The following is a 13,944-nucleotide window of genomic DNA, read 5'->3' on the forward strand; positions in this document are numbered from 1 at the left end:
ATGTCGAAACATTTAGATAGTTAAAATGGATAAGGAGGATGGATCATGCGTAATGAAGAGATGCTGCTAATTCCAGGACCGACACCGGTTGTGGATTCGATTTATGATGCGATGGCACAGGAGACGAGGGGGCATACGGATCCGAGGTTTGCTGCAATTTATAAGAGTGCGATAGAAAAGACTCGGGAAATGCTTAAAACGGATGGCGAGGTGTTTGTGATCTCCGGCTCGGGAACAATTGCGATGGAAATGGCACTTGTCAATACGGTTGCTGCAGGGGAGAAGCTTTTAATTATCAGCCAGGGATTCTTTGGGGACCGTTTCATTCATTTAGCAAAAGCTTTTGGAATTGAGGCAGAAGTGATTCAGTCTGAGTGGGGGAAGCAGGCAGATCCTGCTTTGGTCGAGGAAAAGCTTGCAGGTGAAACTTTTAAGGCAGTGACGATAACGCATGCGGATACATCGACAGGAGTTGCTGCTGATTTGGATGCACTCGTGCCTATAATAAAAAAGCATGGGGCCCTTGTTATTTTGGATGGAGTCTGTGCAACTGCGGCAATGGAAGAGGACATGAGCAAGTCTTATGGAGACGGAAAGATTGATATCGTTTTGACGGGTTCACAGAAAGCCATTGGGGTCCCTCCAGGTTTGGCTATTGTTGCCTTTAACCAGACTGCCCTTGCTGCTCGGAACCAAATTGAAAGAGTGCCTGCCTATTATTGTGATATTTACAATTGGCTCCCAATTATGCATGATCCTCAAAAATACTTTGCCACTCCGCCTGTCAATCTTATTTATGGATTTGATGAGGGAATGAGATTGGTGCTTGAGGAGGGAATGGAGAATCGCTATCAGCGCCATGCAGCATACGGGAAAGCAGTACGTGCAGCGCTTGCCGTTTACGGGATGAAAGCACTAGCGGAAGAAAATGCTGCAGCTGACACTCTTAGCTGCATTCTATATCCAGAAGGAATGAACGACGCTGAATTCCGGAAAGCTTTAGCGGAAAAAGGAGTAATTGTTGCAGGAGCACTTGCCCACCTGGCTGGGAAAGCATTCCGGGTAGGACATATGGGGAATATAAATGAAGAGATGCTAGAAAACGCGATTGTTAAGATTGGTGAAGCAGTACAGGAACTCGGTTTTGAGGCTGATCTTGAACAGGCAGTTAGACGTTTTAGAGAGCTTGCTTTGCCTGTTGCTTAGGAAAGAGATAGATGTCTGAACAAGCATTGGCCCATTCTGAAGTAAAAGTATGGAAAAGTTGAAGCTTGTAGGATTTCGGGTTCTTTGCCCGCCTGAACAGTATTTAAAAGAAATATCGAAAGCAATCTCTTTACTATCTCTTCGCTTCGGAGAAATTAAGAACAAGGTAGGTGCTTTTTTTGCAGAGGACAAGCCGATAGAAGAAGAGGGTTATTGGATTTGTGTTGAAGTGAAGGAAATAGAGGATGTCTTAACGGGGATGACATCTTTGGAAATCCCTGCACAAAATATGCAGCCTATAGGCATAAGGGGTCAGATCATGAAGTCCTTAATTCAAAAGGAATCTATGCAATTGACTATGGGAAACAAGAAAGCACATGCACTTTTGAATTGATAAATAAAGAAACGATGGCTGCATCCTGTATTCTTCTATCCGCAAATAAATCGGGAATATCCATCAAGTGAAAATTTCTATCCGCATACATTTTAGTGCTGTCCTCACTTAAAGGCTGTTTTTGCTTCCTTAATGGAAAAACACCCTCTGCCTGAGAGGGTGTCTAATCTTTCAATTATAAATCCGACTTCGGATTGGTATTAAATGTGCCGTTTTTGTTTTCTTTTTCATGTCCGCGTACCTGGTCGCCACCATTCCCTTTTTCATGGACTTTTTTCCCGCCGAGCTTCACATTTGGATATTCTTGTTCTGCCATGGTTTTCACCTCCATGATATTTAAATTATCCAGATTGGAAGAAAATATATAAATTTTGGGGTTAATGTATGGAAATCACTTTGATCAGACATGGCCGGTCCTCCCATATTAATGACAGCCCCATGACTTTTCCTGATTTTAACGAATGGGTTAAGAAGTATGACAGCTATGGAATTTTAGAAAATGAGACGTTCCCTTCTGGATCAGCTGAAATAGTGAGATCAGCATCTATGTTGATCACAAGTGATTTGCAGCGGTCGATTGAATCAGCAAGGCTCTTGAATCCTGCTGCAAAAATTAAAGCAGAACTTCTCTTTAGAGAAGCGGAATTGCCATCAACAGGAATTGGGCCAAAAAGCTTGAAATTAAAACCAAAGTATTGGGCTGTTTTATTAAGAGTATTGTGGTTCCTAGGATATGGGAAGGGCTGTGAATCATACCCGGAAGCAAATGCCAGGGCAAAAGAAGCAGCATTAAAATTAATATCTTATGCTAAAGAGCATCAATCAGCAATCCTGGTTGGACATGGAATCTTCAATCAAATGATTGCTAAGGAACTTCAAAAGATGGGCTGGAAAGGCCAACACAGGACTAATTCAAAACATTGGCATGAAACAACATATAAAATTTGATAGGGGGATTGTGAAATGGATCAAAAACTTCTGTCAGTAAGGTTCAAAATTTTCGCATTAGAAGAGTGTCGGAGGTTAATCCCATAAGAGCGTTGGGCAAGCAGAGGGGTATGTTCCATATATATAACAACATTCGGAATCGTATAATTATTTAAAAGGGAAAGAGCATAAAAAGCATGTTGGGCAGCAGAAGGGCACGGAAAATAGTTTACTTGGGAGGCATAATTGCCTTTTGGAAATAATAAATTTCGGGCAGCTAAAATTTTGAATCTTGACAGCATCTGTTATACTTATCTAGGTAAGTATATATTGTTTTAACCTATTAACAGATATATCTTGCAAATATAAAGTGATAGGTGGAAATAAAAAAATGAGTCAAAAACCATACAGAGTTTTGCTGTATTATATGTATGTTCCGATTGAGTCTCCAGAGGAATTCGCGAGTGAGCATAAAGCGTTCTGTAACGAGCTTGGCCTGAAGGGGCGTATACTTGTTGCGAATGAAGGGATCAACGGGACAGTCTCCGGGACAGTGGAACAGACCGAGCGTTATATGGAAGCAATGAAGCAGGATCGTCGTTTTACGGAGATGGTGTTCAAAATAGATGAGGCGGATGGCCATGCCTTCCCGAAAATGAAGGTTCGTGCCCGTCCGGAATTGGTAACTCTTCGTCTTGAAGATGATGTCAATCCGAACCAGATAACAGGCCAGTATCTTGAGCCCAAGGAATTTTATAAAAGGCTTCAGAGTGAAGATACAATTGTTTTGGATGCACGAAATGATTATGAATATGACCTTGGCCACTTTAGAGGGGCAATCAGACCAAATATTAAAAATTTCCGCGACCTGCCTGAATGGGTCCGTGAAAATAAAGAGCTTCTAGGCGATAAGAAGATTATTACTTACTGCACAGGCGGAATCCGCTGTGAAAAATTCTCCGGCTGGCTTCTAAAAGAAGGCTTTACAGATGTTGCCCAGCTTCATGGCGGAATTGTCACCTATGGAAAAGATCCTGAAGTGCAGGGAGATCTATGGGACGGCCAGCTGTACGTATTTGATGATCGTATAGGCGTTCCTATTAACCAGAAGGAGCATGTGGTCGTAGGGAAGGATCATTTTACTGGCGAACCATGTGAGCGCTATGTAAACTGTGCCAACCCTGCATGCAATAAAAAAATCCTTTGCTCTGAAGAAAACGAGCATAAATATATGCGCAGCTGTTCAGATGAATGCCGCACCCATCCGAGCAACCGCTATATTGCAGAGCATGAGTTAGCAGAAGCGGAAGTTGAAGAACGACTCTAAAAAGTGAATGCATAATAAATGGAGCAGATTTTCCAAAAGAGAAATCTGCTCTTTTTGATGCTAATCTGCTATAATAAATTCAATATTTTGAATTTTACAAGCGGGGTGTGAAGCATGGAGAATTTTCATATATTCTTAATTATGTCATTTTTATTAGTGATTCTGCCGGGACCTGATACAGGCATCTTAATACAGAACACTATTACCTGCGGGAAAAAAAGCGGGATTAAGACCATGTTTGGTTCGGTGGCAGGATTGCTTGTTCATACGATGGCTGTTGTATTTGGCTTATCAGCGCTTATTGTAAAATCTGCCTACATCTTTTCAATCATTAAATATGCAGGCGCGGTGTATCTCATTTACTTAGGGATCGTTTCACTGAAATCACTCACATCGATACAGGTTCATTCGGAAGGGGCGAAAAAGCATAGGAAAAACAAATCCCAATTTCTGCAAGGATTTTTCACCTGTGTATCCAACCCAAAGGTTGCGGTGTTCTTTCTTACGTTTTTCCCCCAATTTGTAAGTGCGAAAGGGAATCATTTTGTACAATTTTTAACAATGGGAATTATCTACAGCTTGATTACGATCGTTTGGTTTGTTTTCTATGTGTATCTTATTGACTTTTTCAGAAGCTGGCTGAAAAAGCCTGCAGTAAATAATGTGCTGCAAGGTGTTTCAGGTGTTGTATTAATGGGATTTGGGATTAAACTGGCCCTGGAGAAACAGCCGTGAGGAGAAGGACTGCTTTTAGTTAAGCAGTCCCTTCTTGCTTTCCTGCCATGTCCTGCTTATTTTTTGAAAATTGCCGTTCCTTGGCCATTTGCACCTGATAGAAGTGGGAAACCAAACTAGAATGTATGGCCATAAATAGGGTTGATATTTAGAAGATGGATCAGTATGCTCTCGACAGTCTTCCCAAGCGTGGTATGAGAGCATTTTTTAATCTCTTTCAATTTAATTTCCATATTGTTACCAAATAAGGAATAATAAAAGCCAGTCAAGAGACATTAACAAATAAAAAAGGATTTTACATATGATTGGACTGCTTCTTTCGATTGCCCTTTTTAATTTTGCTGCTTTCAAGTCAAACAAACTGCTGACCAAAAATCAAATTGTGCATATATGGACCTTTACGATTGCAGCTCAGCTTATATTTGACTGCATGATTGAATTTAAATACTGGGGCTATTGGTATTTCGAAAAAGAACCTAACTGGGGCGGACTGATAGCGCATATTTTTTTAGTGCCGCCGGTTAATATGATGTTTTTGAATTGGTATCCATTTAATTCAGATCTTATTAAAAAGGGAGCTTATATGGCCATTTGGGTTATGGCCATTGTGCTTTATGAAGTTTTAACTTTGCTTCCGGAACCTTGGGGATTCTTTCATTATGGCTGGTGGCGATTGTGGCATGCAGCACTTCTGGATCCGATTCTTTTATTAACTATACTTAAATATTATAAGTGGATTTATCGCCTGGAAAAACAGACTTGTATCTGAAGACGTGGAGAGAGGCAAGGGTCTCTCTCCAAATAATGAATTTTCTCCCTTCCTTATGGTACAATTTTTATATCATTCCCTGGAAGGAGAAGGTGTGTGGATATTAAGTTAACTCATAAAAGCATTAATGAATTATGCGGCTCGGTCTCCTTCAAAAGAGGGGACGCTTTTTTTCGGAATAATAAAGTAAGTATTCATGAATATATGAAAGACCGCTGTGAAGCAACGGTCACTGCAGCGGAAGATTTTAATGTTACGGTTGAAAAGGGTTCAGGCAGGAGCTTTATAACTTCATGCACCTGTCCAAAGCTGGCATCCTTCGATAAAGAATGCCAGCATGTGGCGGCTGTGCTGCTGGCCATTTATGAAAGGCAGCAGCTGGGAGCAAGGGCCTCAGAAAAAAATGCCTCCCATTTACCGGAAGATATGCTTTCCAATGATTTATTTTCACTTTTCAGTGAGTCGCCTGTCCGATCAAGCGGACATCAGCTTCATTTTGAAAACAGGCAATTGCTTGATTCTGAATTCACTTGTCAGCCGGTGCATTTGGGCAAAGGGCAATATTTGTTCGCCTTAAAATTAAAATTTGGGAAAACGCCAGTGCTTGATATTCGTGATTTCCTTCTATCGGTGAAAGAGGGAAAGCCATGTTTACTATCTTTGACATTTACATATAATCAAAGTTTGCATTGTTTTTCGCCGGAATCGGATGCCGTCATTCAGCAGCTAATCCAGGTTGTACACGATGAATCCGTTTATCTGAATGCCTTGCTGGATGAATTTGATTATACTGCAAGCAAGCATATGGTGCTGATCCCGCCATCAACCTGGGAACGGTTAAAGCCCTATATCGCCCAGGCTAAAATCGTAAAGCTTGAGATAGGTGGAAAAACATTTGACAAGCTGCACTTTTCAGACGAAGGTCTGCCATTACGATTTGAATTAGTAGAAGCTGATGGGAAGTCTTTCTTGAAAATTAATGGGCTTGACCGAATGCTTGTCCTAAATTCATATACTTCGGTTGTGTATGCTGGAAAATTCATCACACTAAATAAGGAGGATTGTCAGCGGCTGTTCGACCTTACCCAAATGCTTGAAGCATCAGGAAAAAATAGGATTCCGATTGCATCGGAACAAATGGAGCTGTTTTTGGAAAAAGTCGTACCTGGCCTTCGGAAATTAGGAGAAGTCCAAATCTCCGAGGAAATGTCCAAAAAATTTCTGAAAACTCCGCTTGCTGCCAAACTTTTTTTAGACCGTGTTCATAATCGCCTCCTTGCCGGACTGGAATTCCACTATGAAAATATTGTCATCAATCCTTTGGAAAGGCGGGAACCTCGTGGCGGTGCAAGGATTATAAGGGATGTGGCAAAGGAAGATGAAATTCTGGAGTTGATGGAGGAGAGTTCATTTGCGAAAACGGACGGTGGCTATTTTCTTCAAAATGAAGAGCTTGAATATGAGTTTCTTTATCATGCCATTCCAAAACTGCATAATCGTTTGCAAATCTATGCTACAACAGCTGTAAGAAATCGCATCTTTAAGGAAAACGCGAAGCCCCAGATTCGGATCCGAATGAAAAAGGAACGGACGAATTGGCTGGAGTTCAAGTTTGAAATGACCGGAATTGCTGATCAGGAAATACGGGATATCTTATTTGCCCTTGAGGAAAAACGGAAATATTACAGATTGCGAAATGGTTCGCTTCTATCCCTGGAAGCAAGGGAGTTTGAAGAAATTCAGCGTTTTCTTAATGCTGTTCCTAATCAGGCAGAGGATCTGGTAAGCGGATTGAATATCCCGATTGTCCAAGGACTCAAAATGATTGATCGTGTTGATGAACAGAAGATATTCTCACAAGAGGAGTCCTTCCGGTCGTTTTTAAAGTCTCTTAAAGATCCGGGCAGCCTGAAGGTGGAAGTGCCTGATTTTCTTGATTCAGTTCTGAGGGACTACCAAAAGCATGGCTACAGATGGATGAAGACACTGGCCCATTATGGCTTTGGCGGTATATTGGCAGATGACATGGGTCTTGGAAAGACGCTGCAAAGCATTGCGTTTATACAATCAGAGGTTCCGGAGATTCGGGAAAAAAAGCTTCCTGTTTTAATTGTGTGTCCATCTTCCTTAACGTATAACTGGTTGAGTGAACTGATCAAGTTTACACCTGAAATACAAGCCGTTGTTATGGATGGCAACCAGCGGGAAAGGGCAAAACTGCAGCGGGATATAACAGGGGTTGATGTGTTGATCACCTCATATCCGCTCCTGCTGAAAGATCAAAAATGGTATGAAATCCAGGAATTCCATAGCGTATTTTTTGACGAAGCCCAAGCGTTTAAAAACCCGGTAACCCAGACAGCAAGATCTGTAAAAAAGATACAGGCGAGCAACCGTTTTGCGCTGACTGGCACACCGGTTGAAAACTCACTGGAGGAACTTTGGTCAATATTCCATGTTGTTTTTCCCGAACTCTTTCAAGGTTTGAAGGATTACAGTCATTTAACCAGAAAAACCATTGCTAGAAGAATACAGCCATTTCTATTGAGGAGACTGAAGGAGGATGTCCTTTCCGAACTTCCTGAAAAAATGGAGTCGATTGATTCTGCTGAGCTTCTCCCTGAGCAGAAAAAACTGTATGCTGCCTACTTGGCAAAGTTAAGGGAAGACACACTAAAGCACCTTAATAAGGATACAATCCGTAAAAATAGAATTAAAATACTTGCCGGGCTGACCAGACTGCGCCAAATTTGCTGTCATCCTGCTTTGTTTATAGAAGGGTATAATGGAAGTTCCGCCAAATTTGAGCAGCTCAAAACCATTATAGAAGAATCAAGGCTATCAGGCAGAAGGGTGCTCATTTTTTCGCAGTTTACCAAAATGCTTGATCTGATAGGCAGAGAATTGGCTTTGGAAGGATTGCCATTTTTCTATCTTGATGGACAAACACCTTCTGGCGAACGGGTCGGGATTTGCCGGCGTTTTAATGAAGGAGAACGGAATTTTTTCCTTATTTCGTTAAAAGCCGGGGGAACAGGTCTAAACCTGACAGGAGCCGACACTGTCATCTTATATGATCTTTGGTGGAATCCTGCTGTTGAGGAACAGGCAGCTGATCGGGCACATCGCATGGGCCAGAAAAAGGCTGTCCAAGTGATTAAGCTTTTGGCCCGTGGTACAATCGAAGAAAAAATGAATGAATTGCAGGACAAAAAGAAAAACTTAATTGAAGAAATCATCGATTCGGATGACCGAACAGCAAAGGGTCTAACAGAAGAAGATATCCGTGAAATATTAATGATTTAAATTTAAATAGGAGAATAACAATGTCTGAAAAATAAATCAAAGAGAACCATTTTCCTGAAAAGCTTGCTAAACCCGCTCGGCGGGCGCTTGAAGGTGCTGGCTATTTTCATCCGGAGCAGCTTTCCGGTGCCGCTGAAGCCGAAATCATGAAGCTGCATGGAATGGGGCCGAATGCAATGGACAAACTTCGTAAGGCATGGCAAATAGGGGATTTGCATTTGCAGAAAAATAAGTAGGGTCGCGTCTATTTTGTTTTTACTGCCTTTAGGATAGTCAAGTGCATTTTGAAGAATCCTGTTTTCCAGGTCAAATTGTGTGTAATGTTAAATAAATTGGAATTTCAGCTTGATAAAACTCGAGACATGTTAGATAAGCACAGAAATAAATGATAACCGCCCAGGGATCACTGAGCGGTTTTTTGTCCAAATATCAGAATTTATATCCTTTTGGAACTTAGATAACTGTCTAGCTCCAGGCGTCTACCCCCTCGAGGTCACAAGCCGATCCTCCCAAAAAGCAAAGGACGTCTTTCCGTGAGGCTCGTCTTGTGCTTGTCGGGGGTGGTCAAGGCGCCTTGCGCTTTTCTTATCATATTTCTTTGGACGAAATGGGGAGAAACAGCTTAATGCCCCGTTTATTGAAAGGCAGCAATTTCAAATCGGCAGCCAAATGGAAGATATATCCTGCAAGGCAGGTATAGTAAACGCCATGGATTCCAAGGGACATTTCGAATCTGAATGCGATATAGCCAAAGAAAATGACACCAATGATGGAATGGGTATAACTCCGATGTGCAATAAATGAAGCGATAAACATATAAACCCCAAATAAGATCATCCACAATTCCTGAAGGGATGCACCACCTGCCAAGACACCGATTCCGGTAAGTGTAAGCATATGTTTTTGCTTAATCCGGGAGGCTATGCTAATCATTCCAATTCCAATGGCAATCCCCATCCATTTCTCTATAGAGCTTCCCTCGCAAAAGCTGTAGATAACCATTAATATTCCGATCAATTGTGAGACAGTACGAACCACTTCATGTGATAAGGTGATCCGGTCCCGGAGCTTTCCATCGATGTCCAAATCGGGAATTAACCCGGAAATTACGCCTAAGCCCACCAATAATAATGTTTCAGATGTGCTGGCGTTAACAGTGTTCGCAACCACGTATCCTGCTGCTGCTCCAATCGCTGCATGAGCGGTCCCATTCAAATTTTTTCCACCTTCATGAGTTATTTGCAAATTTTTCATGCTCTCTTATTTTATAACAAAACGTTTGTTCTGTTCAGTTTTTTATTGAAATTAGTACTTTATTCCCAACTAACTTGGACATTGTTAGAATCGTTCATGGTATAATGAAGAGATAAAACATATATAAGATTGTAAAATGAATGTTTGCAAGAATTTTGTTTCTTTCAAAAGGAAGGTATTTATGGCAGAGGAAAACATAACGAGGATTCACTTAGATGGCAAGGAATACATACTGATTGGAACAGCGCACGTTTCAAAGCATAGTGCAGAACAAGTAAAAGAGGTCATAGAAGCTGAACAGCCCGATTCAGTTTGTGTAGAGCTGGATGAACAAAGATATCAATCGATTAACGAAGGCAGCAAGTGGAAGGAAATGGACATCATTCAAGTCATAAAGGAGAAAAAAGCTTCTCTATTATTAATGAATTTAGCTATTTCCTCTTTTCAAAACCGCATGGCAGATCAATTTGGCATTAAAGCGGGACAGGAAATGATACAAGGAATTGAGTCAGCGAGAGAAACGGGAGCCAAACTGGTATTGGCTGACCGAAATATCCAAATTACGTTTGCAAGAATTTGGGGAAATCTCGGTTTAAAAGGGAAGGCACTTTTACTTAGCCAGGTGATTGCCAGCATCTTCAGCAAAGATAAGATTTCAGAAGAAGAACTGGAGAAGATGAAAAATCAGGATACAATTAATGCGATTCTGAATGAATTTACGGAGAGCTTCCCGCGTCTGAAGACACCCTTAATTGATGAGCGAGACCAATATCTCGCCCAAAAAATCAAAGAAGCACCGGGAGAAAAAATAGTAGCTGTGCTGGGTGCAGCTCATGTTCCCGGAATTAAGGAAGAAATTAAGAAAGAACAGGATATGGTTCGCCTGACTGCACGCCCGCCAAAATCAAATGCCCCTAAAGTGATTGGCTGGAGCATTCCGATCTTCATCTTAGCAATCATAGCTTATACCTTTTATGCAAATCCTTCAGCTGGTTTTGCACAGACCATTAGCTGGATTATTTGGAATGGTTCGTTATCAGCTCTTGGAGCATTGATTGCGATGGGGCATCCGCTCACGATTTTAACAGCATTTGTGGCAGCACCGATTACTTCACTAAACCCGCTGCTTGCAGCAGGCTGGTTTGCAGGGCTCACGCAAGCATATATCCGCCGTCCAAGTGTAAAAGACTTTGAAACTCTTACGGAAGATGTTTTTAGTGTGAAAGGCTTTTGGCGAAATAAAGTCAGCCGGATTTTGCTGATTGTGGTGCTTGCCAACCTGGGCAGCTCATTAGGAACATTTATTGGCGGTGCTGATGTGATCAGAGTCTTTTTTGAAAATTTATAAGAACAACTTTTTTTAGGATAGAACCTTTTGGTTTCGTCCTTCTTTTTTTAATGCCAATTATTTATAAAAGAGGGAAGATAGGCCATACTAAATCAGACAATTGACAGGAGGCAAAGTTATGCTAGGGATTTCCCGCTCGTTCGGGGCTTGGAGTTAACGATGAATTGTGGAAAAAACGGTCAATAGATAGTACATTGCAGATGCAGGGATCGTTCCCGATGATCGAGGGGGGAATGAGTGTGAATCTTACAGTCTTTCTTGGGGTGGTCGCATTTTTTAAATCAGTAGCGTATAATCAAACTATAGAAACACAATTTCCTAGTCTATTTCTAACTGATTCTACAGGAGGCTGAGTTTATCATGAAAAGTGAACAAATGCTACCAGCACATATAACGTTTAAATCCAAAAAAGCTGTAATAACTGGAGAAGTGGTCCGGACCGCACTTTTCGCAAGATTTAAGGTTTCAGAGGTCGAAACTGAACCTAATGAAAGATTCTATTTCGTTTTCTATAACAATAATCTTATATATGGCGAGCGTCTTGAGCATATCCAAAAAGGCACTTTCTTGGAAAAAATGATGGAAGAAGGGATTGTATTAGAAAAAAATCATCCGTTCATCCCCGTTTTGAACCCGGATGCACCTTTAACCATTCCTGCAAAAAATAAGCTCTTCACCATACTTCAACGCAAGTATTCCCTCCTGGAAATACCCTGCATCACAGCAGCACTTGATTCTTTTTTTACAAAAGAAGAACTCAGTCGAATCATCGAAAAAATCTTTTTTCACTTCAGGAGGAATGGAAGCTTTTTAAAGGCTTTTCAATCCACTCACATATTGTCTGGTCTTTCACCTTCCCTGGTGAGTGTGGACGATATCCTCAACACCCGTGAGTTCAGCTCTTATGCAAGCTTCTACAAGAATTCACCCATTTCAGCTATCCATCAAAAAGATCCTTTATATTCAGAGTTCTTCTGCTTCGCCAATCGTAAAAATACCAACTGCATTAAATTGCTTGAATCCATTTTAAAAAGTCAGGACCGCTATGCTGAATGGCTGCTGGTATGGATGGAAGATAAAAATAATCTTACACCTGATGCAGTAAAAAGCAGCACAGATCTAGCCGTGCATTATATACCTCTGGAAAATTGGATTCTTGCATTATCACAAGAAAAAATAAATCCATATCATGGTATCCATCAATCTCTTGGTTTTATCGAAGAATTGATTCAAGATCGCCAGTATGAGAAAGCAGCCACCTATTTGTTCCCCTTTATGGAGGACATGCCGGATGAATATAATGAGGTTCTAAATGAGCTGCGAAAGCACCTGAATGCTCAATTTGTCGCTTCGCATTTGGATGAGTTTCTCTTCCTCCTGAAGCAGATTGATGAGGAAGATGATCCCATGCAGACTGAGCAGCGGATTCTGCAGCTTATTGCTAAACTGATGGAAGGGCATGATATAGCAGCTGTTTATGAAAAAATAAAGCCTATTTCAAAAAAGTTCCCGCACAGCCTGGCAATTAGAAAAATTAATAGAATGGCAGCAATCGTGGAGGATCCTGACAAAATGATGGAACTTGGCCAATATTATGCAGAGTTTAGCCAATATGATCAAGCCATCGAATGCTTCTTCTGGGAAATGGAGCTAAAACCAACAGATCCATCTCCGGTTTTACAGCTTTGTAAAATGTATCAGAAAAAAGGCATGGTGAAAGAGGCTTCAGCTTATCAGCAGATATACTCACAATTAAAGAGCAGCAGGGAGACAGGGTGAACACTGTAAAAGGAGCCATTTCGGTTCGATGTTCATCAAAGGGGGATTTTTCGAATCAGAGGAAGATCGAATAAAGGAAATGATGAGTTTTCTTAAAGTGCATTTTTAGAAAGTCAGCTTCCTTTAAATGAAAATGAAAAATAACAATTTTACAGCACAAAAATGAGCCTCTCCTGAAGGGATGGCTCATTTACGAACTTTTATTTACAGATAAGAAAATTCGAACTTAGATCATTGGATAAATCCAGCGCCTTACCCCATCGAGGTCACAAGAAGGACCTTGGAAAGAGGCAAGAAACGCCTTTCTGGAAGGGCCATCTTGTGCTTGTCTGGGGTGGGCACGAAGGAAAGCTACTTTGAAACCTCGCGGGAAGAGACGGTCTTTGCTTGTTACGAAGGCGCACTGCCTTCTTCTTGTTAAGTCAGCCTTATCTGTGTATGTAAGTCATAAAAATCCCGATAGGATCGGTATGATACAAATTGATAGCCATTTGATGCACCATCGAGCTGTAAGATGCGGCCGTTATTGGTTTCCATATAAAGAAAATCGTCATTTATTTTTAAATGGTAAAAAGTAAAGGTATTTCCGAGGAGCACTTTCTTTGATATTTGTGTTTCTGGGTGCTGCTGAATAAATTCAGCAAGCTGTCTTACCGATATGGAAGGTGTATCCGTCATTTCGAAGAATTTCCCTTTTATATTAGCCTTTATTTTGCTGACTGCGTTTTTAGCCTTATCCTTATATCTGTTTTTCGACATATGTTCACCCCTTTGTTAATATTATTTAACATAATTCCCATTTGTTAAAAACATAAACTAAGCTATTATTATATACCTGTTTCCAAGAAAAAAACCTTAATATTTAATCACTTGACAATAGGAAGTGAGAGGGAAAATCT

General features: G+C 41.0%; 12 protein-coding genes. 9 read left to right on the forward strand and 3 right to left on the reverse strand.

Annotation, left to right across the window (positions count from 1 at the left end):
* The first annotated feature begins 45 nt into the window (after positions 1–45).
* Both NCCP133_RS08730 and NCCP133_RS08735 read left to right on the forward strand, forming a co-directional pair.
* A complete protein-coding gene (locus NCCP133_RS08730) occupies positions 46–1,206 on the forward strand; it encodes a pyridoxal-phosphate-dependent aminotransferase family protein (RefSeq protein WP_264804539.1) in 1,161 nt (386 codons plus the stop codon).
* Positions 1,207–1,255: 49 nt separating this feature from the next.
* The gene (locus tag NCCP133_RS08735; RefSeq protein ID WP_264804540.1) at positions 1,256–1,600 is read left to right on the forward strand and encodes a GyrI-like domain-containing protein; all 345 of its coding nucleotides are present in this window, start codon (positions 1,256–1,258) and stop codon (positions 1,598–1,600) included.
* Between the two features lie 175 nt (positions 1,601–1,775).
* Here NCCP133_RS08735 and NCCP133_RS08740 read toward each other — a convergent pair whose 3' ends face one another.
* Positions 1,776–1,916, reverse strand: coding sequence for a hypothetical protein (locus NCCP133_RS08740; protein ID WP_264804541.1), 141 nt, complete (start codon positions 1,914–1,916; stop codon positions 1,776–1,778).
* 68 nt (positions 1,917–1,984) lie between these two features.
* Here NCCP133_RS08740 and NCCP133_RS08745 point away from each other — a divergent pair, with 68 nt between their 5' ends.
* From NCCP133_RS08745 to NCCP133_RS08765, 5 genes are all read left to right on the forward strand, one after another.
* Positions 1,985–2,548, forward strand: coding sequence for a histidine phosphatase family protein (locus tag NCCP133_RS08745; protein WP_264804542.1), 564 nt, complete (start codon positions 1,985–1,987; stop codon positions 2,546–2,548).
* A gap of 370 nt (positions 2,549–2,918) precedes the next feature.
* Positions 2,919–3,854, forward strand: a complete 936-nt coding sequence (gene trhO, locus NCCP133_RS08750) for an oxygen-dependent tRNA uridine(34) hydroxylase TrhO (protein ID WP_264804543.1) — start codon at positions 2,919–2,921, stop codon at positions 3,852–3,854.
* Between the two features lie 114 nt (positions 3,855–3,968).
* Positions 3,969–4,589 carry a LysE family translocator gene (locus NCCP133_RS08755; protein ID WP_264804544.1) on the forward strand — a complete coding sequence of 207 codons (621 nt, stop codon included), beginning with the start codon at positions 3,969–3,971 and terminating at the stop codon, positions 4,587–4,589.
* Between the two features lie 301 nt (positions 4,590–4,890).
* Positions 4,891–5,358 carry a hypothetical protein gene (locus NCCP133_RS08760; protein WP_264804545.1) on the forward strand — a complete coding sequence of 156 codons (468 nt, stop codon included), beginning with the start codon at positions 4,891–4,893 and terminating at the stop codon, positions 5,356–5,358.
* A 96-nt stretch (positions 5,359–5,454) separates the two neighbouring features.
* The gene (locus NCCP133_RS08765; protein WP_264804546.1) at positions 5,455–8,664 is read left to right on the forward strand and encodes a DEAD/DEAH box helicase; all 3,210 of its coding nucleotides are present in this window, start codon (positions 5,455–5,457) and stop codon (positions 8,662–8,664) included.
* Positions 8,665–9,252: 588 nt separating this feature from the next.
* On the opposite strand, the gene NCCP133_RS08775 is transcribed toward NCCP133_RS08765, so the two are convergent.
* The gene (locus NCCP133_RS08775) at positions 9,253–9,879 is read right to left on the reverse strand and encodes a metal-dependent hydrolase (protein WP_264804547.1); all 627 of its coding nucleotides are present in this window, start codon (positions 9,877–9,879) and stop codon (positions 9,253–9,255) included.
* Positions 9,880–10,099: 220 nt separating this feature from the next.
* Between NCCP133_RS08775 and NCCP133_RS08780 the strand changes: the two genes are divergently transcribed.
* Positions 10,100–11,266, forward strand: coding sequence for a TraB/GumN family protein (locus NCCP133_RS08780; RefSeq protein WP_264804548.1), 1,167 nt, complete (start codon positions 10,100–10,102; stop codon positions 11,264–11,266).
* A 360-nt stretch (positions 11,267–11,626) separates the two neighbouring features.
* Positions 11,627–13,045, forward strand: a complete 1,419-nt coding sequence (locus NCCP133_RS08785) for a hypothetical protein (protein WP_264804549.1) — start codon at positions 11,627–11,629, stop codon at positions 13,043–13,045.
* A 417-nt stretch (positions 13,046–13,462) separates the two neighbouring features.
* Here NCCP133_RS08785 and NCCP133_RS08790 read toward each other — a convergent pair whose 3' ends face one another.
* Positions 13,463–13,804, reverse strand: a complete 342-nt coding sequence (locus tag NCCP133_RS08790) for a hypothetical protein (protein ID WP_264804550.1) — start codon at positions 13,802–13,804, stop codon at positions 13,463–13,465.
* Between the last annotated feature and the right edge of the window lie 140 nt (positions 13,805–13,944).

Origin of the sequence: Cytobacillus sp. NCCP-133, from assembly GCF_026011715.1 — a bacterium.
Taxonomy (GTDB): domain Bacteria; phylum Bacillota; class Bacilli; order Bacillales; family Cytobacillaceae; genus Cytobacillus.

Bases quoted from the DNA above. Each gene is read 5' to 3' on its own strand.
- NCCP133_RS08735 (WP_264804540.1), top strand. From the start codon at position 1,256: ATGGAAAAGTTGAAGCTTGTAGGATTTCGGGTTCTTTGCCCGCCTGAA.
- NCCP133_RS08780 (WP_264804548.1), top strand. From the start codon at position 10,100: ATGGCAGAGGAAAACATAACGAGGATTCACTTAGATGGCAAGGAATAC.
- NCCP133_RS08785 (WP_264804549.1), top strand. From the start codon at position 11,627: ATGAAAAGTGAACAAATGCTACCAGCACATATAACGTTTAAATCCAAA.
- NCCP133_RS08760 (WP_264804545.1), top strand. From the start codon at position 4,891: ATGATTGGACTGCTTCTTTCGATTGCCCTTTTTAATTTTGCTGCTTTC.
- NCCP133_RS08755 (WP_264804544.1), top strand. From the start codon at position 3,969: ATGGAGAATTTTCATATATTCTTAATTATGTCATTTTTATTAGTGATT.
- trhO (WP_264804543.1), top strand. From the start codon at position 2,919: ATGAGTCAAAAACCATACAGAGTTTTGCTGTATTATATGTATGTTCCG.
- NCCP133_RS08745 (WP_264804542.1), top strand. From the start codon at position 1,985: ATGGAAATCACTTTGATCAGACATGGCCGGTCCTCCCATATTAATGAC.
- NCCP133_RS08730 (WP_264804539.1), top strand. From the start codon at position 46: ATGCGTAATGAAGAGATGCTGCTAATTCCAGGACCGACACCGGTTGTG.
- NCCP133_RS08740 (WP_264804541.1), bottom strand. From the start codon at position 1,916: ATGGCAGAACAAGAATATCCAAATGTGAAGCTCGGCGGGAAAAAAGTC.
- NCCP133_RS08790 (WP_264804550.1), bottom strand. From the start codon at position 13,804: ATGTCGAAAAACAGATATAAGGATAAGGCTAAAAACGCAGTCAGCAAA.